This is a genomic window from Bradyrhizobium sp. in8p8, from assembly GCF_000426845.1.
Classification (GTDB): Bacteria; Pseudomonadota; Alphaproteobacteria; order Rhizobiales; family Xanthobacteraceae; genus Bradyrhizobium; species Bradyrhizobium japonicum_C.
Map to the genome: position 1 here is coordinate 62,773 of NZ_AUGD01000007.1, position 19,464 is coordinate 82,236.

General features: G+C 64.7%; 15 protein-coding genes, 1 tRNA gene and 1 riboswitch. Of the genes, 5 read left to right on the forward strand and 11 right to left on the reverse strand.

Annotation, left to right across the window (positions count from 1 at the left end):
- Positions 1-138 precede the first annotated feature (138 nt).
- Both crcB and K408_RS0118730 read right to left on the reverse strand, forming a co-directional pair.
- Positions 139-522 carry a fluoride efflux transporter CrcB gene (gene crcB / locus K408_RS0118725; RefSeq protein WP_024340278.1) on the reverse strand — a complete coding sequence of 128 codons (384 nt, stop codon included), beginning with the start codon at positions 520-522 and terminating at the stop codon, positions 139-141.
- Between the two features lie 28 nt (positions 523-550).
- Positions 551-1,753: an MFS transporter gene (locus K408_RS0118730; RefSeq protein WP_035698254.1), complete on the reverse strand. Its 1,203-nt coding sequence runs from the start codon at positions 1,751-1,753 to the stop codon at positions 551-553.
- Between the two features lie 121 nt (positions 1,754-1,874).
- Positions 1,875-1,951: riboswitch (Fluoride riboswitch) on the reverse strand.
- Positions 1,952-2,239: 288 nt separating this feature from the next.
- Between K408_RS0118730 and K408_RS0118735 the strand changes: the two genes are divergently transcribed.
- The 3 genes from K408_RS0118735 to K408_RS0118745 all read left to right on the forward strand — a co-directional run bounded on the left by K408_RS0118735 (position 2,240) and on the right by K408_RS0118745 (position 4,808).
- Complete coding sequence (locus K408_RS0118735; RefSeq protein ID WP_024340276.1) at positions 2,240-3,100, forward strand: DUF1194 domain-containing protein; 861 nt, start codon at positions 2,240-2,242, stop codon at positions 3,098-3,100.
- Between the two features lie 114 nt (positions 3,101-3,214).
- Positions 3,215-3,850 (forward strand): hypothetical protein, encoded by a 636-nt coding sequence (locus K408_RS0118740; protein WP_024340275.1) that lies wholly within the window; start codon positions 3,215-3,217, stop codon positions 3,848-3,850.
- A 355-nt stretch (positions 3,851-4,205) separates the two neighbouring features.
- Positions 4,206-4,808: a hypothetical protein gene (locus K408_RS0118745; protein WP_024340274.1), complete on the forward strand. Its 603-nt coding sequence runs from the start codon at positions 4,206-4,208 to the stop codon at positions 4,806-4,808.
- Here K408_RS0118745 and K408_RS0118750 read toward each other — a convergent pair.
- Positions 4,805-5,893: an Acg family FMN-binding oxidoreductase gene (locus K408_RS0118750; RefSeq protein WP_155248511.1), complete on the reverse strand. Its 1,089-nt coding sequence runs from the start codon at positions 5,891-5,893 to the stop codon at positions 4,805-4,807. The two genes, K408_RS0118745 and K408_RS0118750, sit on opposite strands and share 4 nt — an antisense overlap.
- A 298-nt stretch (positions 5,894-6,191) precedes the next feature.
- Between K408_RS0118750 and K408_RS0118755 the strand changes: the two genes are divergently transcribed.
- Positions 6,192-8,666 carry an autotransporter outer membrane beta-barrel domain-containing protein gene (locus tag K408_RS0118755; RefSeq protein ID WP_196232380.1) on the forward strand — a complete coding sequence of 825 codons (2,475 nt, stop codon included), beginning with the start codon at positions 6,192-6,194 and terminating at the stop codon, positions 8,664-8,666.
- 23 nt (positions 8,667-8,689) lie between these two features.
- Here the strand turns inward: K408_RS0118755 and K408_RS0118760 are convergent, their stop codons facing one another.
- The 8 genes from K408_RS0118760 to K408_RS0118795 all read right to left on the reverse strand — a co-directional run bounded on the left by K408_RS0118760 (position 8,690) and on the right by K408_RS0118795 (position 18,844).
- Positions 8,690-9,937: a class I SAM-dependent RNA methyltransferase gene (locus K408_RS0118760; protein ID WP_024340271.1), complete on the reverse strand. Its 1,248-nt coding sequence runs from the start codon at positions 9,935-9,937 to the stop codon at positions 8,690-8,692.
- Positions 9,930-10,664: a TlyA family RNA methyltransferase gene (locus K408_RS0118765; RefSeq protein ID WP_024340270.1), complete on the reverse strand. Its 735-nt coding sequence runs from the start codon at positions 10,662-10,664 to the stop codon at positions 9,930-9,932. The genes K408_RS0118760 and K408_RS0118765 overlap by 8 nt, the downstream gene beginning before the upstream one ends.
- A 25-nt stretch (positions 10,665-10,689) precedes the next feature.
- Positions 10,690-11,244: a nucleoside 2-deoxyribosyltransferase gene (locus tag K408_RS0118770; protein ID WP_024340269.1), complete on the reverse strand. Its 555-nt coding sequence runs from the start codon at positions 11,242-11,244 to the stop codon at positions 10,690-10,692.
- A 95-nt stretch (positions 11,245-11,339) separates the two neighbouring features.
- Positions 11,340-13,268, reverse strand: coding sequence for a 1-deoxy-D-xylulose-5-phosphate synthase (gene dxs, locus K408_RS0118775; RefSeq protein WP_024340268.1), 1,929 nt, complete (start codon positions 13,266-13,268; stop codon positions 11,340-11,342).
- A gap of 599 nt (positions 13,269-13,867) precedes the next feature.
- Entirely contained in the window at positions 13,868-14,119 is a 252-nt protein-coding gene (locus tag K408_RS0118780; RefSeq protein ID WP_008132970.1) for an exodeoxyribonuclease VII small subunit, read from the reverse strand.
- 72 nt (positions 14,120-14,191) lie between these two features.
- Entirely contained in the window at positions 14,192-15,121 is a 930-nt protein-coding gene (locus K408_RS0118785) for a histone deacetylase family protein (protein ID WP_024340267.1), read from the reverse strand.
- Between the two features lie 122 nt (positions 15,122-15,243).
- Complete coding sequence (locus K408_RS0118790; RefSeq protein WP_024340266.1) at positions 15,244-16,905, reverse strand: bifunctional metallophosphatase/5'-nucleotidase; 1,662 nt, start codon at positions 16,903-16,905, stop codon at positions 15,244-15,246.
- A gap of 151 nt (positions 16,906-17,056) precedes the next feature.
- Positions 17,057-18,844 carry an acyl-CoA dehydrogenase family protein gene (locus K408_RS0118795; RefSeq protein ID WP_024340265.1) on the reverse strand — a complete coding sequence of 596 codons (1,788 nt, stop codon included), beginning with the start codon at positions 18,842-18,844 and terminating at the stop codon, positions 17,057-17,059.
- A gap of 246 nt (positions 18,845-19,090) precedes the next feature.
- On the opposite strand from K408_RS0118795, the gene K408_RS0118800 reads away from it, so the two are divergent.
- Positions 19,091-19,165 (forward strand) — tRNA-Gln (locus K408_RS0118800).
- The last annotated feature ends 299 nt before the right edge of the window (positions 19,166-19,464 follow it).

A 19,464-nucleotide genomic window follows, 5' to 3' on the forward strand; every position in this document is an offset into this window, starting at 1 on the left:
GGCACTCGTGCGGCTCCAAGCTGGTCGGCACGCCGCCATCATGCCGCTGCGAATGGGCAGGGATGCGGCGACCGCGCCTGCCTGCACCAGGTCAGCATTATCCTTTCGGAGAACCGCTGCACGCTGCTACATCCTACTCTAGGGAAGCGCGCGGACAAGCTGCATGGCGGCGATCAGGGCGCCTACGGACAACGCCACCGATGCAATCATGTAGGCAGCCGAGGCCAAGGTCTGACCACGCTCGATCAGATACCAAGTATCCAGCGAGAACGTCGAGAATGTCGTGTAGCCGCCGCAAATCCCCACTGTCAAAAATATCCGGACGGTCTGCGGCAGGTTCCATCTCGTCGCGAACAGCGCGGCGAAGATGCCGATCAGGAACGATCCGGTCACGTTGATGATCAGCGTGCCCCAGGGAAAGTCAGTGCCGAAAGCACGGCCTGAACCGATTGTAGCGAGATAGCGCATGACGGCTCCGAGTGCTCCGCCGGCGGCCACCGCCAAAATGAATTGGATGTTCAATGTCCCGTTCCCCGGTTTTCAGTCTGCATCATCTGTTTCTTGCCGCCAGACCGTTGCCGACCGCAAGCAGTCCCACAAGCGAAACCAGCGCAAAGCCGAGTCCTGCCAGGAACGTGCCTTGAGGACCAAAGGCATCCCAAAGAGCGCCCGCGATCACGCTGGCGGCCAGCAAGGCAAGCCCGGTGAAGAGGTTGAAATAGCCGAATGCGGTGCCGCGCAGGCTTGGTGGCGCCGCGTCGGCGACGAGGGCCGAAAGCAGTCCTTGCGTCAGCCCCATGTGCAGTCCCCACAGCACGACGCCGAGCGCGAGACCCGCAAGGCTCGGGAGCTGGGCCAGCGCAAGATCAGCGCCGGCGAGGAGGACCAGACCGAGCGCGAGCAGGCCGGTCCGGTTGATCCGATCCGAGAGGACCCCGGCCGGATAGGCTGACAGCGCATAGGCGACGTTCATCAGCACCAGCACCGCCGGCACCCACATCACGTCGAGGCCGATGCTCTGTGCGCGCAGGATCAGGAAGGCCTCACTGAAGCGCGCGAGCGTGAAGACAATCCCGACCGCGACGACGCGCCAGTACACCGCACCGAGCTGCCGCATGGCGGCGAGATTGAGCGGATTCTTCACAGGCACCCGGCTCGGATCCGGGTCAGGCTCATTCACGCCGAAGGTGATCAGTCCAAACGACAGAAAGGCCGGCAGCACCGCCACCCAGAACACGATCGTGAAATTGTCCGCCGTCCACCACATCAGCGCGATAGCAATCAGCGGCCCGAGGAAGGCCCCGATGGTGTCGAGCGATTGCCGCAGCCCGAAGCTCGCGCCGCGCAAGCCGATCGGCGCAATATCGGCGATCAGCGCATCGCGCGGCGCACCGCGAATGCCCTTGCCGACGCGGTCGATGAAGCGTGCCGCCACCAGCCATCCGACGCTGGGCGCGAGCGGAAACAGCGGCTTGGTGAAGGCGGCAAGTCCATAGCCGAATGCGGCCAGCAGCTTGCGGCGACCGAGCCAATCCGACAGCGCGCCGGAGAAGATTCTTGTGATCGAGGCGGTCGCCTCCGCAATGCCCTCGATGAAGCCGACGGTAAGCGTGGAGGTGCCGAGCACGGTGACGAGATAGAGCGGCAGCAGCGCGTGGATCATCTCGGAGGAGATGTCCATCAGCATCGAGACGAAGCCGAGCACCCAGATTCCCCTGGGCAGGGAGGTGCGCGGAGCATTCGGTGTCGTCATCGTCGCGCCTTCGCCGTGTCCTCGCCTTCGCCTGCTGGCCTTCGTCACCAGGCAACAAAAAACCCGCCATCGGCGGGTGTGTCCATGCTCCCGCCCAAGGCAGAGGCCGCAGATTGCCTCTCCTCAAGCAGGAGTCATCAGCCCACGAGGTCATCGACCGCCGGGCGGTTGTCGGGGGACTCCATCCCCATCTGTGTGAGCAACCCTAGCATGGAAATCGTGCCGGACAAGTGGGCCGGGCGCTCTGTCCCGCGACTCGTCGTGTCCGGTCGCTCGCATTCGAGCCCAAGGGCGCGAGGTGGCCTGCGGGGTTCCTGCGGCGCGACCGCGGCAAGACGACGGCAGCTTTGCGCCGAGCTCGCAAGTTTTCATCTTGAGACTTCTCGACCCGCGAACTCTTAACTCGAATGTGAAGCACAACCGATCTTCGGCCTTTGCGGCAAGGCGTTTGCATGTCACCATCGCGTCGTACGACGGGAGACTGCGATGCGTTTGCTGTTCTCGATCGGGGCTGTGCTGGTGGCCGGCATGTTTGCCGGAGGGGACGTCGCGGGCATCGCGGCACCGGGACCCAAGTTTGGAGCGCCCAGGAATCATCCGCAGCGACTCGCAGCCGACAAGGACGTGCAGGTCGACGTCGAACTGATCCTCGCGGTTGACGTGTCCTACTCCATGGACATGGACGAACTCGCGATGCAGCGCGAGGGCTATGCGCAGGCAATTCAGTCGAAGGAGTTCCTGCAGGCGCTGAAGTTGGGGCCGAACGGCCGGATCGCGGTGACCTATTTCGAGTGGGCCGCCTCCAGCGACCAGAAGATCATCATTCCCTGGCGGCTGGTCGACGGACCGGAGACGGCGGATGCAGTGGCCGCCGAGATCATGAAGACGCCGATCCGGCGCGCTTCGCGCACATCGATATCGGGCGCGATCAACTTCGCGATGCCGCTGTTTGATGAGGACCCCTATCGGGGCTTGCGCCGCGTCATCGACATTTCCGGTGACGGCCCCAACAACAATGGCGGTCCGGTCACGGTTGCGCGCGATGCCGCGCTGGAGAAGGGCATCGTCATCAACGGTCTGCCGATCATGGTCAAGGAGCCGTCCTATTCGACCATGGATATCGACAATCTCGATTTCTACTACGAGGACTGCGTCATCGGAGGGCCTGGCTCCTTCGTCATCACGATCAAGGAGCGCGACAAATTCAAGGAAGCGATCCGCACCAAGCTGCTGATGGAGGTCGCCGGCCGCACGCCGGAGCGGCCCGTCATGCGGGTTGCCGACAAGGAGCCGCGCGTCAACTGCCTGATCGGGGAGAAGATCTGGTCCGATCGGTGGGGGCGGTAAGACCACACTGACACCTTTTGCCTTACCGGCATGCAGTCGGATTTAACTGCTCGTTAACCGATGCATGCCCCTAATCGGATGATCCCCGTAACCAGCCTACCTCCGAGCGGACCAGTGTCCATCGTCACGTCGAGCACCAACCAGATCTCGCCCGCCAACGAGCGGATGTATCGCCAGAGTGCTCTGGTCGGCGACTGGAAGGGCAATTGGGTGGGCAACAACCAGCCCGTCAGCTTCAAGGTCGTGAACATCCGCGGAGCCCGGGCGCAGGTCGAGTACACCCACAACGGCCGCACCGAGCGCGGCTTCGGCGAAGTCAAGGGTACGCTTATCACCTTCGGCGGCGTCACCGTCGGCACCAAGGACGGTAAGAACATGGTGCTGCTGTTCTCGGTGGGCGGCGTTGGCAAGCAGACCGCGAATCTCGAGAAGCAGGCGCCGCCGGCGTCCGACAGCCGTCTCATGGGAAGCTGGGGCGGCTATTCCAGCGACAACGGCAAGAGCGCGAGCTTCAAGGTGCTCGCCGTCAACGGCAAGGAGGCGCAGGTCAGCGTCACCACGGACGGCGTCACCCGCCAGGGCACTGGCTACGTCTACAAGAACGTCATCATGTTCGGGCAGACACAGATCGCGACCGACGACGGACAGAACGGCAAGGTCATCTATCAGGTCGGCACCAAATCCTTCATGGTGCCAGTGACGAAATACCCGCCGGCAGATTCGTCCTCTTTAGTCGACAAGACGGCATAGCCGTTCACGGCGGTGTCCTGCGGGGCTGCGTCAGCGCCTTCAATTCTTGATCGACCTGCCGCAGGATGGTGCAGGCCTGCATGAAATCGCCGTCCCGACGAGTTGCCAGATTTGATTGGAACGCTCGATCAAACGTGGGATCGCGAGCGGACGGATGTGCGGTACCGCGCACGCTAGCACCGGAGTGCGATGGCCTGAACGCGCGGGACTTCGGCGAGAGCGGAAGTCAGCCGGCGGAGCAAGGGATCGGGGGATATCGGTGCAGGTGTCCGTAAGGCGCGATCGGCGAGGTCGCTCCGCTGGCGTTGGCGATCTTCCAGGGGTATAATCGCCAGGAGTTCCGACGGTAGCTTGAATGTTCAACTTCGCCAATCAATGTGGCCTTGCCGCTCTGCTGGCATTGCTTTGCCTGAACGGGTCATCGGCTGATGCACAGGTTGCGCCGCTGAGATATTGGATCCCAGGCGGGCCTTTCGGCCTCGGCGGAGGCGCCAGCCAGAGTTCCGATACCTACGGCAATTTTTCGAGCTTCAATACCGGCGAGGCGGGTTGGCGTACCAACTATGCCAACGGTTTCTTCGTCGGCAGCGAGCGCGGCAATCTTGGCTTGAGCGGCTTCAATCAGGCCGGTTCTGCGGGAAGCTTCAGTGCGCTGTCCTATGACAGCACGCAGTTCGGCTACAACACGAAGACGGCTGGCGGCATGCCCGTCACATTCTTCGCTGGATTCAACACGCTGAAATTCGGCAACGGCATTGGCAGCTCACTGGCGCCACTCATCTCCAGCGCCGCGCCCGGCTACGGTGGATTTGCGGGCGTCGAGTTCAACCCGACCTCCAATCTCAGCCTCTCGTTCGGCGTCGGCTATACCCAGCAGCAATCGGGACGCATGGACAGCGACATCAACTCCTCGATGTTGCCCGGCGAGTCTCCGGCGCTGGGCGGGTTGCGGCGCTAGGATTGCATCACGCGCTCCGGCGGACGCCGCAGCGATTTCGGCAGATCCGGGCCGGTTCCGAAGCGCATCACGATATCGGGACGCCGTTCGCCGAATCCGAGTGAAGCCGCAAATTGCGACCGCAACGACGCGACCTCGACCGGCTGGTTGATGAAGGCATACTTGAGTCCCAGCGCGGTCGCCTGCAGACCGAAGCGCTGACAGGCACGGCCGACCGCGATCCAATGCGATCTGTCGCTTCCGTCTGCAGCGAGCACGACGACGCCCGCAGAGCTCTCGAGCTGTTCGCGGTACTTCTTGTTTTCGCCGCTCTCGGTGAAGAAGAGATTCAGCAGCGGCCGCGCCAGCCATGAAGGCAGGGAGGGGTTGCCTGAGGCGGGCGCATACAGCCCGTCCATCGTCGCGAGCGCCTCCGCCTCGTTGAAGCGGATCCAGTGCACGAGCTCGCGCATGAAGGCCTTGTCGCGCATCTGCGCCGAATTGCCTTGGAGCACGTAATCGGTGACCCCGGCTATCGCGGCGCGTTCGGTCATCAGGATCGCCGTGACGTTCGATTCGCGACAAGCGCCCTCGAGCCGGCGCAATGTCTCCGGTGCGGCCGGCTTGCCGTCGAATGCAGCGCGCGTGCATTGTCTGATCGGAATCGCGGCGGCCAGCGTCGATGCTGCCGGCGGGGCCTCCTCGAGCGTGATCACGATGCGGTCGCCGTCGAGGGCGAGATCGGCGTGCCAGCCAAGCGTTGATGCAGCGAGGATGAGGTTTTCGGCGGCACAGCCGAGACTGACGAAGAGGTGATGATCGTCCGGATCGACGGCCGGACAGCGGCGCTTGAAGTCGGGGGCGATCGCGATGACGTTGCCGCGAATCGAGAAGGTCCACGGCTGGGTATTGTGGCTGTTGGCCGCGAGCGTGGCAAAGCGCACCAGTTCGCGATCCCTCGGCGTCGATTGCAGCGGAGCACGTAACGTTTTCGCCGCCTCGTCATAGGTGCTCGCTGCAGCGGCTGCAGAGGTGCCGGTGCCGGCCGCGGAGAGCCCAAGCGCGGCGGTGATGAATCGTCGTCGGTGCAAACTGCTGACGGTCATCCGAACATTATAGCTTGCAGATCACGTACCCGTGCGACGCTCGCAGTGCTCTGCCGGCTCTTGCTTGTGAATGATGCGCCTATTCGCCGCATGAGTGTGGCGGATCAGCCACAATCGGAACGCAGGCGCATAACCCGAGCATCCCCGCTGATTGCAGCGGTTCCCGCCGCGCCGTAGGAAGCATTGCAGCGCTCCTGATCTGAGAGCGCGTCCAATTGGCGGATGCTCAACGCTCATGGCGTCGACCACAGGTTCTGCGATCTCTCGACTTCTCTTGTCGGCTATCGCTGGCACCTGCATGGCGATCATTGCCTGCGGCCCGGCAAAGGCAGCCTGTACGCCCGCTGCGGGAAACGGCATCTCGGCGCTCTGTACCGGCGTAACGGCTGGCGGTTATGGCGGTTTCGGTTTCTCCAACCTCAACGTGACCGTTGACTATGGCGCATCGCTGTCAGGCGGAGTCGCATTCAATACCGGCAGCCTGATCAATCGCGGCACCGTGACCAGTGGGGGCCCAGCTGCGGGGCTCAACGCCGGAACGGTGGTCAACGAGGGCACGCTCGCGGGCAGCATTGGCATCGACGCCGGCACGGCGACCGTGACCAACCGCGGCAGCATTGCGGGCACTGGCATCGGAATCACGACCGCCGGCGGCAATCTGACTCTGGACAATTTCGGGACAGTCACCGGCTTCTTCGGAATCTTCGCCGACGGCGCCGCGATCTCGAATGCCGGAGTGATCAACGGGGTCGGAGATACGAGCATCGACGTGGCAGTTCGCTTATCGCTCGTCAATACGGCGACAGGGGCGATTAACGGGCACACGGCCGCCATCACTGCTCCGCTCGCGGAGATCAGCAATGCCGGATCCATCACCTCCGCGACGGCGACAGCGATCGACGTCGTGACGCTGTCCAGTCTCGTCAATTCAGGTCTCGTCAGCGGCGTTACGGCCGCTATACACGGCACGACGGCGACGATCGGCAATTCAGGCGCCATCGTGGCGAGCGCAGGTCCGGCGATCGATTTGGCTGGAAGCCTGACGCTGACCAGTTCCGGGCTTATCCGCGGCAGTTCGGACGGCATCAGGGCATCCACCGCAACCCTCGCCAATTCGGGGACGATCACCGGAAGTGCAGGCCGCGCGATCAGGCTGACCGGTGCAGGGGACATCACCAACAGCGGATCGATCTCTGGCGGCAGCTACGGCATCGAATCGTTCGGGACTGTCAGGCTATCGAACAGCGGCACGATCTTCGGCGGCTTCGCGGCACTTGCGATCAGCAATGCTGTGATCGAGAACAGTGGTTCGATCCTGTCGAATTCGGTCGCAATCGACTCCGGAAACACAAGGATCAACAATTCCGGCACGATCACGGGAGAGGTGATCGCCATCACGTCGAACCAGCTCGCGCTATACAACGGCGGCACGATCTCGGTGAAGGCCTCGGGCGCCTCAACGATCTACGCCAGCTCCGCCGACATCACCAATGCCGGCGTGATCGCGGCCGCCGACACCGCAAGTCTTGCGTTGTCGCTCGGCGCCTCGACCGACACGCTGACCTCGCTGCCGGGATCCCGCATTATCGGCCTGATCGACCTCGGGGGTGGCGCGGACAGGGTGAATTTCCGGGGCGGCAACTTCCACTACACCTTCAATTCGCTTGCAGGGGCAACCGTGAGCTCGGCGGCACCCTACGTGGTGAGCGGTTCGCAGGTCGTCACGTTCGACTCCACGCCGTTCGGGGCCACGGACCGGAATCTGCTGGCCTTCACCTCGGCGGTGTCCTCCGCGTTGCCGGATGCGGACGCTTCTCCCACCAGTGACTCACTCGTCTATGCCGCGTCGTCCGGGCCGAAGCGCGATGTTCGCGAGGCTTTCGCTGCGATCACGCCGCAAGGGCCGACGGCGGTCTATGCCGACGGCACAAGCGTTTGGGCACGCGGATTTGCTGGGGAACGTGATCAACCGGCGAGTGGGGCGCTGCTGCACAGTACCAGCCGCTTCCAGGGCGGGCTGATCGGTGGCGATTGGCAGGCCAATTCCAATCTGCGTGTGGGTGCGTTCATTGGAGGCGGCGCGATGCAGACCAGCGAGGACTTCAACCTCGCGACCACGAACGCCGACATCGTGTTCGGCGGAGCGTTCGCGCGCGGTACCTTCGGTGCGACCTTTCTCGACATGATGCTGCAGCTCGGCCACGTCGACCAGCGCGGCTCCCGCCTCATCTCCAACAACCTCGTTGCCGGCGGCATCGAGACCGCGACGGCGAGCAATTCCGGAACCTACGCCATCCCAGAACTCGCCCTTGGGCATCGCATCGGCCTGGGCCGGACCGGAGGGACGGTCTGGACGCTGACGCCTGTCGGCCGCGTGCGTTATCTCGCCGGCCGTCTTGGCGGGTTCAGCGAGAGCGGAGTAACGGCGAATGCCACCGTCGGAGGTTATACTCTGTCCGGACTGGAGGAGCGCGGCGAGTTGAAGCTCTCCGCCACCACGCGCATCGAACGGGCAGCCTGGCTGAACGGCAGTCTGCGAACTGGCGTGGTCGGCCTCCAGCGGCTGGGAGATCCGACCGTCAACTTGACCCTGCTCGGGCAGTCTCTGCCGTTCGTGCTTCCCGGCGCGAACGACGTCTGGGGTCTGTTCGGCGGCGCTGGCCTCGATGTCACGTTGGGACCGGCCAGCCTGTTCGTCGCCGGTGAATATCTCAAGCTGTCGGATTCGAGCGTCGCCTATTCCGGCCGTGGCGGATTGCGGATCGCGTTCTGACGCAGGGACGTCAGCCCGCGCGACTACCGTTCGAATTTCGCCACCAGCTCCACATGCGGTGTGTGCCGGAACTGATCGACCGGCACCACGGATTTCAGCCGATAGCCACCGTCGATCAGCAGCCGCGCATCGCGGGAGAAGGTCGCGACGTTGCAGGACACCGCGACCACGACGGGCACCTTGCTCGCGGCGAGCTTCAGCGCCTGCGCCTGGGCGCCCTGGCGCGGCGGGTCGAACACCACGGCGTCGAGGTCGCGCAGCTCCTGCGGCACCAAGGGGCGGCGGAATAGATCGCGCGGCTCCGCTTTGATCGGTTTCAACCCGGGTGTGCGCGCGGCTTTCACGAGGGCTGCGATGGCGCCAGCGTCGCTGTCATAAGCGGTTACGCGCGCCTTCTCCGCGAGCCGCAGAGCAAACGGGCCGACGCCGCAGAAGAGATCGAGAACCTCCTTGGCCTTGCCGATGCGCTCCGCCACGAGGGCTGCAAGCGTCTCTTCGCCCGCTACCGTCGCCTGCAGGAACGAGCCTGGCGGGAGCGTCACTTCCGCACGGCCCATCGTCACCGTCGGCGGCAGGCGTTGCAGCACCAGCTCGCCGTGCCGCGTCAGTCGCGCCAGCCGGTGTTGCTCGGCGACGCGCGAGAGGGTGGTGACCAGCGGCGTCGGCAGCGGGCCGGAGCCGCGCACGTCGACGTCGAGGCCGTTGGCGGTGGCGGTGACCTGAATGTCGAGCGGCTTCGTCACGGGCATCTTGGACGTCAGCGGCTCAGCCAACGCCCAGGCCGCGTCGAGCGCGCCGTCGAGGGCGGGATCGAGGATGGGGCAACGATGAATCGGGATGACGTCGTGCGAGCTCGTGGCGGAGAACCCGACCTTGAGGATGTCATGCGTGCCGAAGCGGGCGTGCAGCGTGATACGCCTGCGCCCGGCACCATGAGCATCGATCAGCGACGCGACCTCGCAATCAATGCCGGCCTGCGCCAGCGTCTCCACCACGATATTGCGTTTCCAGGCGCGATACGGCTCAGTCGCCCAATGCTGGATGGCGCAGCCGCCACAGACGCCGAAATGCGGACAGAACGGCTCGATCCGTTCAGGGCTTGCGACATCCACCGCGAGCAGCTTGCGGCGGTCGGGATGATGGCCCAAGACGTGATCGACCTCGACTGTCTCGCCGCCGAGCGTGTAGGGCACATAGATCGCTTCTCCGGCATCGAGGCAGACGCCGTCGCCGCGATGCCCGACGTGATCGATCCTGACGCGCTCAACCACGGCGGGCCCCGAGGAAGAATTCGATATTGCCGTCGCCGCCCGTGATCGGCGAGGGGAACACCTCGATGTCGGTGCAGCCGAGCGACGCGGCAAAGGCCGCGATGTCGTCGCAGATCTCCCGGTGAACGGCGGTGTCGCGGATGATGCCCTTCTTGTTGTGTTTCCGGTCGGCCTCGAATTGCGGCTTGATCAGCGCCAGCAGGTTCATGGGCGCAGCCGCCAACGACAAGGCCACCGGCAGCACCGTCTTGAGCGAGATGAAGCTGACGTCGATGACGACCACATCGGGCCGCGCCGGCAGGCGTTTGCCTTCGTAGGACCGGATGTCGGTCTCCTCCATCGACACGATCTTGGGATGATCGCGCAGCGAGGGATGCAGTTGGCTGGTGCCGACGTCGATCGCGAATACCAGGCTGGCGCCGTTCGCCAGCAGCACCTCGGTGAAGCCGCCGGTAGAGGCGCCGACGTCGAGGCAGACGTGGTCCTCGATCTCGATCGGATAGCGCTCCAGCGCACCGGCGAGCTTGACGCCACCGCGGGAGACGAAAGGGTGCGCCGGCTCGGCCTGGATCACCGCATCCTCGGCGATCGTCTCCGACGGTTTCGAAACCTGCTTGTCGTCCGCAATGACGAGGCCGGCCTCGATCGCCGCGCGCGCTCGTGCCCGGCTCTCGAACAGGCCGCGCTCGACCAGCAATATATCCGCGCGCTTGCGGGCAGGGGGCATCGGGTCACTCAAGAGGGGCTGGCGCTTATGTAGCGATCAATCGCGCGGCCGCCATCCGGACGCAAGCCTCGAAGGCGGCAAGATCGTGCCAGATGTCGACGGGCCGCGTGGACGGCGTCACCAGCGGGCAGCCATGCAGTTCCAGCGCATGGATCATCATGAGATTGTCCACGAGGCCGAAATCCTCGACGGTCAACCCCTGCGCGTCTACCAGCCGTCCATCCTCGGCGGTGACGTCCGTGAAGCGGCCGGCCCGGTCGGCATAGGCCGCGTCCTCGTTGGAATAGGCGAGGCAGAACTTACCCGTGCCCGCCATATAGCCGAGCTCGTAGACGGTGCCGGGATCGGCGCCCGGCCCACGAAACGGCGTGAGATTGGCGATGATCGCGTCGGCTGCGTCCATCATGGCGACGTTTCCGCGAAAGATCTGCCGCGATGCATCGCTCGCGGTGAGGTCGATCGCATTGTCGAGCGGATAAAGGCCGGTGAGACCATGCGCAGCGCAGATCGCGGCCTTCTGCCGGCCGATCTCGATCGCATCCGGCAGGAACACGTCGGGGCCTGCCAGATAGATGTTCATGGAAGCAATGATCGAGGCGGCATGGCGTTGTCACGATGCCAGCGGTGCCAAACCTCTCCCTATTGGAGAGGTGGAGCTCAGTGCCAGCACGACGATCAGGCCAGCTTGACCGTCTCGGTCTTCACGTCCTTGCCGAGCGCTTCGAACACCTTGGCGACGATGCCCTTGGCGTCGAGGCCGGCGCGGGCGTACATCGCGGCCGGGGTATCGTGGTCCTGGAACACGTCGGGCAGCACCATTGAGCGGAACTTGACCATGCCGGTGTCGAGCACGCCCTGATCGGTCAGGTACTGCGCGACATGCGAGCCGAAGCCGCCGATCGAGCCTTCCTCGATCGTGATCAGGATCTCGTGGTCCCGGGCGAGCTTGAGCACCAGCTCGGTGTCGAGCGGCTTCATGAAACGCGCGTCCGCAATCGAGGTGGACAGGCCGTGGGCGGCAAGCTCGTCGGCCGCCTTCTCGCATTCGGCGAGACGCGTGCCGAAGGAGAGCAGGGCGATCTTGCTGCCCTGACGGATCATGCGGCCTTTGCCGATCTCGAGCGGCACGCCGACGTCGGGCATCTCGACGCCGCGGCCCTCGCCGCGCGGATAGCGCAGCGAGCTCGGGCGATCGTCGATCGCAACCTGGGTCGCCACCATGTGCACGAGCTCGGCCTCGTCCGCCGCCGCCATGATCACCATGTTCGGCAGGCAGCCGAGATAGGCGTTGTCGAACGAGCCGGCATGGGTCGCGCCGTCGGCGCCGACGAGGCCGGCGCGGTCGATGGCGAAGCGGACGGGCAGACTCTGGATCGCGACGTCGTGCACGATTTGGTCGTAGCCGCGCTGCAGGAAGGTCGAGTAGATGGCGCAGAACGGCTTGTAGCCTTCGGTAGCAAGACCGGCGGCAAACGTCACTGCGTGCTGCTCGGCGATGCCGACGTCGAAGGTGCGGTCGGGGAAGGCCTTGTTGAAGATGTCGACGCCGGTGCCCGACGGCATCGCGGCCGTGATGGCGACGATCTTGTCGTCCTTCTGCGCTTCCTTGACGAGGCTTTGGCCGAACACGTTCTGGTACGCCGGCGCATTCGGCTTGGCCTTGGCTTGCGTGCCGGTGGCGACGTCGAACTTGACGACAGCGTGGTACTTGTCGGCGGAGGCTTCGGCCGGACCGTAGCCCTTGCCCTTCTGCGTCACGACGTGGACCAGGATCGGGCCGGTCTCCATGTCGCGGACGTTCTTCAGCACGGGCAGAAGATGGTCGAGATTGTGACCGTCGATCGGGCCCACATAATAGAAGCCGAGCTCCTCGAACAGCGTGCCGCCGTCCATCATGAAGCCGCGGGAATATTCCTCGACGCGGTTGGCGCGGTTGGCGATGATCTTGGGCAGGCGCTTGTTGATCTGCTTGGCCGCATCGCGCAGCGTGCGATAGGTCTTGCCGGAGTAGAGGCGCGACAGATAGGCGCTCATGGCGCCGACCGGCGGCGCGATCGACATGTCGTTGTCGTTGAGGATGACGATCAGGCGCGAGTTCATCGCACCGGCGTTGTTCATGGCCTCGTAAGCCATGCCCGCCGACATCGCGCCGTCACCGATCACGGCGATAACGTTGTTCTTGCCGCCGGAGAGGTCGCGCGCCACGGCCATGCCGAGGCCGGCGGAGATCGAGGTCGAGGAATGTGCCGCGCCGAACGGATCGTAGTCGCTCTCACTGCGCTTGGTGAAGCCGGACAGGCCACCGCCGGTGCGCAGCGTGCGGATGCGGTCGCGCCGGCCGGTGAGGATCTTGTGCGGATAGGCCTGGTGGCCGACGTCCCAGATCAGCCGGTCGCGCGGCGTGTCGAAGACGTAATGGATCGCGGTGGTGAGCTCGACCACGCCGAGACCGGCGCCGAAGTGACCGCCGGTCACCGAGACGGCGTCGATGGTCTCCTGCCGCAGCTCGTCGGCGACCTGGCGAATCTGCTCGACCTTGAGCTTGCGCAGGTCTTCCGGCGTCCGGATGGTGTCGAGAAGCGGCGTCTTGCTGTATGCGTTCACGGCGATTTCCAATTTGTCAGCCCCGGAAAGTCATTCCGGTGCGCGATGGGTTTGCACAATATCGGCGCAGCGCGAGTCCTCAAACCGTCGGAGCCACCTGCATGGGGCGAGGCCCCTCTTCAAGCTTAGGTAAGCTTAAGTGCGCTCCGGTTCAGTCTCTGTGATCCCTGTCACCTAGATCGGCTTCGTCCGTCCCAAGCCAATTTCATTAGCAGTTTGAAGCGCTTGCCGTCGGCAATCGGTGCCCACGCAAGGCTTGCAAAAAGCCACACTCCGCGCAGCTTTACACCAAACCTTGGGCCAAAGCCAACCCGCCGGACCGACTAGGGGTATGCAGGTGCAACCGGCGGGCCAGAGTGGTTAACCGTGGCCCCCGGTGAGACGTTCCGCTGCTGCTCGGTTCCTTGGCAGGCCCTTTCTGCCCAAAATGCGATCCTGCCAGCCTCGGCGGTCGATCGCGTACGGGAGGGCGTCCCTTCGCCGGCATGGAACCGGCACGCCAGGAATAGCGTGGATGTAGAAAGGGCTGCTGGGGCCCGGCCTGTGGGGCTCCCGCGGGGCTTACGACGCCAGAGGGGTGGGTTGGAGATCCGGCTGATCTATTGGACGTCGAGCGGCGCCGTGCCGGTGGCCTGGCCGCTGGCGTCCGTGGTGATCTTGTCGACACGCGCTTCGGCCTGCCGCAGCAATTCCTCGCAGCGCCGCTTCAGGGCCTCGCCGCGCTCGTAAATCGTAACGGATTCCTCCAGCGGCACCTTGCCGTCCTCGAGCCGCTTCACGATCGTCTCGAGTTCCTCGATCGCGCGCTCGAAGGTCAGCCTGGAGACGTCAACTTGGGTGTTTTCGGCCATATCCGTTTCCGATGCCCGATTGGTTTCCTCGGAGAGAAAACAGAGTTTTGCGGGCGTAATGTGGCGGGTGCGTCAAGCGCCCATCAGGGCGCCGACATGCGCCGTAACAGATTCTTTCAGTCCTTGCAGGTCATAGCCGCCCTCGAGGACCGAAACAACGCGGCCGCCGGCGGTCTTGTCGGCGAGATCCATCAGTTTGCGAGTCACCCACGCATAGTCTTCCGCGCGCAGGTTCAGCGAAGCCAGGGGATCGCGGTAATGCGCATCGAAGCCAGCGGAGATGATCAGAAGCTCCGGGCTGAATTTCTGGAGCTGCGGCAAGATCAGATTCTCGAACGCTGAGCGGAATTCCGGGCCGCCATCCTCGGAGGCCAGAGGCGCATTGACGATGGTGTCGTGATCGCCGCGCTCGCTCGTCGCGCCGGTGCCCGGAAACAGCGGCATCTGGTGCGTCGAGCAATACATCACGGTCGGGTCGGACCAGAAGATATCCTGCGTGCCGTTGCCGTGATGCACGTCGAAATCGACGATGGCGGCGCGCTTGATGCCGTATTTGCGCTGGGCGTGGCGCGCGGCGATGGCGACATTGTCGAAGAAGCAGAAGCCCATCGGCTTGCCGATCTCGGCGTGATGGCCGGGCGGGCGCACCGCAACGAAGGCATTGCGATGCTCGCCCGCCATCACCGCCTCGGTCGCCGCCACCGCGCCGCCGACGCCGCGCATCACCGCTTCCCACGTGCCCGGGGACATCGAGGTGTCGCCGTCGATATAGACCTGCCCGCTGGTCGGCGCGATATGGCGCAGCTCGGTGACGTAATGCTCGTTGTGACACAGCGTGACGAGATCGAGATCGCCCTCCGGAGCCTCCTCGCGCGCCAGGAACTGGAAGCGCTCATGCGACAGTGCTTCCTCCACCGCGCGCAGGCGATCCGGCCTCTCCGGATGTCCCGGCGGCGTGACATGGTCGAGGCAGGCCTTGTGGGAAAGGAGAAGCGTGCTCATCAGGTCTGCCTCACGGAAAACGGCTCTTGACGTCGCTTGGCGCATCCGGCGCCAAAACGCAATGCAAAACCCAATCTAGGCGCTTGGCCAGGAATGGCAAAGGGCTGCGTGTTTGATCGAGATCAATTCACGCGCAGGATGCGGTTGGGCGGCAGCGGACCGATCGGCCCGTTCGCCCGGAAAAACGCGAACAGCGCGTCCGCGTCGTAGCCGCCATATCGCGGTGCCGTACCCTGTTTGGCGACGGTAAACCCGTCTCCGCCGACTGCGAGGTAATCGTTGAGCGTGACGCGGTAGTCGCTTCCAGGTTCGATCGGCCTGCCGTTGAGCGTCATCTTCTCCGAGATGACGCGCTGCCCGAATGGCTTCGATGCATCCCAGGTATAGCTGAAGCCGTTCGACACCTGGAGGATCCGCGGCCGCTTGGGATCGAGCCATTGCTGCTCGAGCAGGTCCTTGAGCTGGCTGCCCGTCAGCGTCATGGTGACAAGGCGATTGCGGAACGGCTGGCTGGCGAAGACATCGCCGAACGTTATCGCGCCATTTTCCTTCGGAGCGATGTCGGTGCGGACGCCGCCGGGATTGGTGAGCGCGATGACAGCGCCGCCATCCTTCGTATCGCGCGTCGCCGCCAATTGCGCGTCGGCAATGATACCACCAAGCGCGCTTTCGCCGGCGTCGTTCGGCACGCGTGACAGCGTCTGCGTCACTGAGCCGGCCGGCCGGTTCGCGATCGGCGCGGAGAGCCTGTCGTAGGCGTCGATCAATGCGGTCTGCTCGGGATCCCGGGCCAGCGAGGCATTGGCGACGATGACATTCTCGGCCTTCGTCCCGACGATGTCGCGCGTGGCCGGATCGAGCTTCAGGTCGATCGCGGTGACCAGGGTACCGTATTTGTCGCCGCTGGTGACGAGCCGCCCGTCGATGTCGCAGACGTAGGCTTGGTGGGTGTGGCCGCTGACGACGACGTCGACGGCACGATCGAACCTCTTCACGATCTCGACGATCGGCCCGGTAATCGCAGGACATTCATTGTAGTCGCCTGCGGGCTCGCCGCCCTGGTGGATCAGCACCACGATCGCCTCGACGCCCCGCGCCTTCAGCTGCGGTACCAGCGCGTTCACCGTCTCGGCCTCGTCGCGGAATTCGAGCCCGGCAATGCCGGCTGGAGAGACGATGCCCGCCGTTTCCTTCAAGGTCAGCCCGATGAAGGCGATGGGTATGCCGTCGAATTCCCGGATCTCGTAGGGAGGCAGCACACTCTTGCCGGTAGAGGTCTCGATGGTGGAGGCAGCGAGGTACCGGAACTTGGCGCCTGTGAATGGATGCGGTCCCTGGCAGCCGTCGACCGGATGGCAACCGCCGTTCTGCATGCGCAGAAGCTCGGTCTTGCCCTCATCGAATTCGTGATTGCCGACCGAGCTGATCGCGAGGCCCATCATCGAGAGCGACTCGATCGAGGGCTCGTCGTGGAACATCGCCGACAGGAACGGGCTCGCGCCGATCAGATCGCCGGCGGCAACGAATATGGTGTTCCTGTGCCCTTCGCGCAGCTGCTTGACCAGCGTTGCCAGGTATTCGGCGCCACCAGCGGCCACCATCACCTTCCTGGTTCTGTCCTCGGGATCGTCGATGCGAATGCCGCCCGGTGGTGGGCGCAGATTGCCGTGGAAGTCGTTGATCGCGAGCACGCGCAGCTCGACCGGCGCGGCGGTCTGGGCCGACGCGGGAAGGGCGAAGGTGAGCGTCAGTGCGAGTGCGGAAAGGGGGACCGAGTATCGCATGGAATGAGACTAGACGTTCCGCACGAAGATTTCACGAAAGTTCTCGCCGTCTTTCGGGCTGGCGCCTTCGTCACGCCCGGGAACGACGAGCGAGCGTGCACTCACTGGTCCCTCCCGTTCGCGGGTTCGTGGAACGCCGCCACCGCGGCGTTCAGCCGCTCACCCCCAGCAGCACCGCATCCGCCGACGCGACCGACTCCGCGCTCTCCGTCACGGTGCGCTCGAGCGCTCCCGCTTGCACCGCGATGTTCTCGGCAAAGAAGCGCGCGAGCGCGACATGGCGCGCAGCGTCCGCGTTGCCGTCGGCCTTTGCGGCAAGCGCTTCGGAGGCCAGCAGGCAGCCGCCGAGCGTCGAGCCGAACTGCTGCAAATAGGGCGTCGCGCCGGCGAGCGCCTCGTTCGGTGCGGAGGCAACGCGCTCCAGCAGCCATTTGCTGCTCCGTGTGAGCGCATCGATCGCCTCGCGCAGCTTGGCGCCCGTCGTGCCGAAACCGGGATCGTTCGAGGCCTCGACCTGGCTGACGGTTGCCGAGAGCTCGTCGAGCAGCGCCCACACAGACGCGCCGCCATTGGCCGCCAGCTTGCGCGTGACGAGGTCGATCGCCTGGATGCCGTTGGTGCCCTCGTAGATCGCGGTGATGCGGGCGTCGCGATAGTGCTGGGCCGCGCCGGTCTCCTCGATGAAGCCCATGCCGCCATGCACCTGCACGCCGAGATAGGCGACCTCGTTGCCGATGTCGGTGGAATAGGCCTTGGCCATCGGCGTGAGCAGTGCCGCGCGTGCTGCCGCATCTGCGCGCACCTTCGCGTCCTTGGCGCGGGTCGAGACGTCGATCGCGACCGCGGTCGCATAGCAGATCGTGCGCGCCGCAGCGGTCTGCGCCCGCATCCGCATCAGCATGCGCTTGACGTCGGGATGGACGAAGATCGCGTCCGAGCCGTCGCCCTTCCTGCCGACCGCGCGGCCCTGCTTGCGCTCCTGCGCGTACGACAGCGCCTGCTGATAGGCGCGGTCGGCAACGCCGACGCCTTCGAGGCCGACGCCGAGGCGGGCCTGGTTCATCATCGTGAACATGCAGCGCATGCCCTGATTCTCTTCGCCGATGAGGAAACCGATGGCGCCGCCATGATCGCCCATGGTCATGGTGCAGGTCGGCGAGGCATGCATGCCGAGCTTGTGCTCGACGCCGCTCGCATAGATGTCGTTGCGCTGCCCGAGCGAGCCGTCCGCATTCACCATGAATTTCGGCACCAGGAACAGCGAGATCCCCTTGGTGCCTGCCGGCGCATCGGGCAGGCGCGCAAGCACGAAATGCACGATGTTGTCGGTCATGTCGTGCTCGCCATAGGTGATGAAGATCTTAGTTCCCTTGAGGCGATAGGTGCCGTCGGCCTGCTTTTCGGCGCGGGTGCGCAGCGCGCCCACGTCGGAGCCGGCCTGCGGCTCGGTCAGCTGCATCGTGCCGGTCCATTCGCCGGAGACGAGCTTTCCGAGATAGATTCTTTTCAGCTCGTCGCTACCATGCGCGTCCAGCGCCTCGATCGCCGAGGCCGTCAGCAGCGGGCAGAGACCGAAAGCGACGTTGGCGGCGCTCCAGATCTCGGTACAGGCGGCGTTGATCGCCAGCGGCAGGCCCTGGCCTCCGAAACCTTCCGGGCCGGACACCGCGTTCCAGCCGCCCTCGGTCCAGCGCTTGTAGGCGTCAGGCCAGCCCGGCGCGGTCGTGACCTTGCCGCCCTCGAGCTTGATACCGTGCTCGTCGCCGACCTTGTTGAGGGGCGCCAGCACGTCGGATGCGAATTTGCCGGCTTCTTCCAGCACGGCGGCCGCAAGGTCGGCGTCGAAATCGCCGTAATGGCCGGCCTCCACGGCGGCCTTCAGGCCGGCGCCATGGTTGAGCGACAGCAGCATGTCAGAAATAGGCGCGCGGTAGGTCATGGCTCACTCCCGAGGGCAGATGTTTGGCGCCGTATTCTCACGAAACGAAGGCGGTCTCAATGGTCGGGGCGGGGTGGCCGGGAACGACAGCTTGGGACGCGACGGAAGGGCGGGCGCAACCAATCCCGCGCCTGCGCTATTTCACGCCTCCAGGCGGTTGAAATGCCGCCCCGCTCCCTATAGACCGGCTGCGACTGGAGAGAATCCGCGGTAGCGCTATCTTCCGCCATTCACACAGTCGCCTGATGGGGCGTAGCCAAGCGGTAAGGCAGCGGATTTTGATTCCGCCATTCGGAGGTTCGATCCCTCCCGCCCCAGCCAGCTCTCGCTCGCCCTGCAATCACTCGCGACACCCATCCGGGCTGGGGAGCACTGCTGCAGGCCGCCCACATCTTTCGCCCGGATGCCGTGTGCTCCTGGCGGCACCGACCGCCGTTCGCTTGTCCCGAAACTTGCAGGCGCAATCATCCAGCAGAACGCCGGAGGGCGGTCACCGGAATGACAAGGCCCTGACGACAGGCGGCGAGCATAGCGACTCCATTCATGGAAATGACGCTGCCGGAGCGGCATGGTCGTGCAGAGTGCGGAAGCGAGATCGTAAGTCGCGTCGTGCGACCATC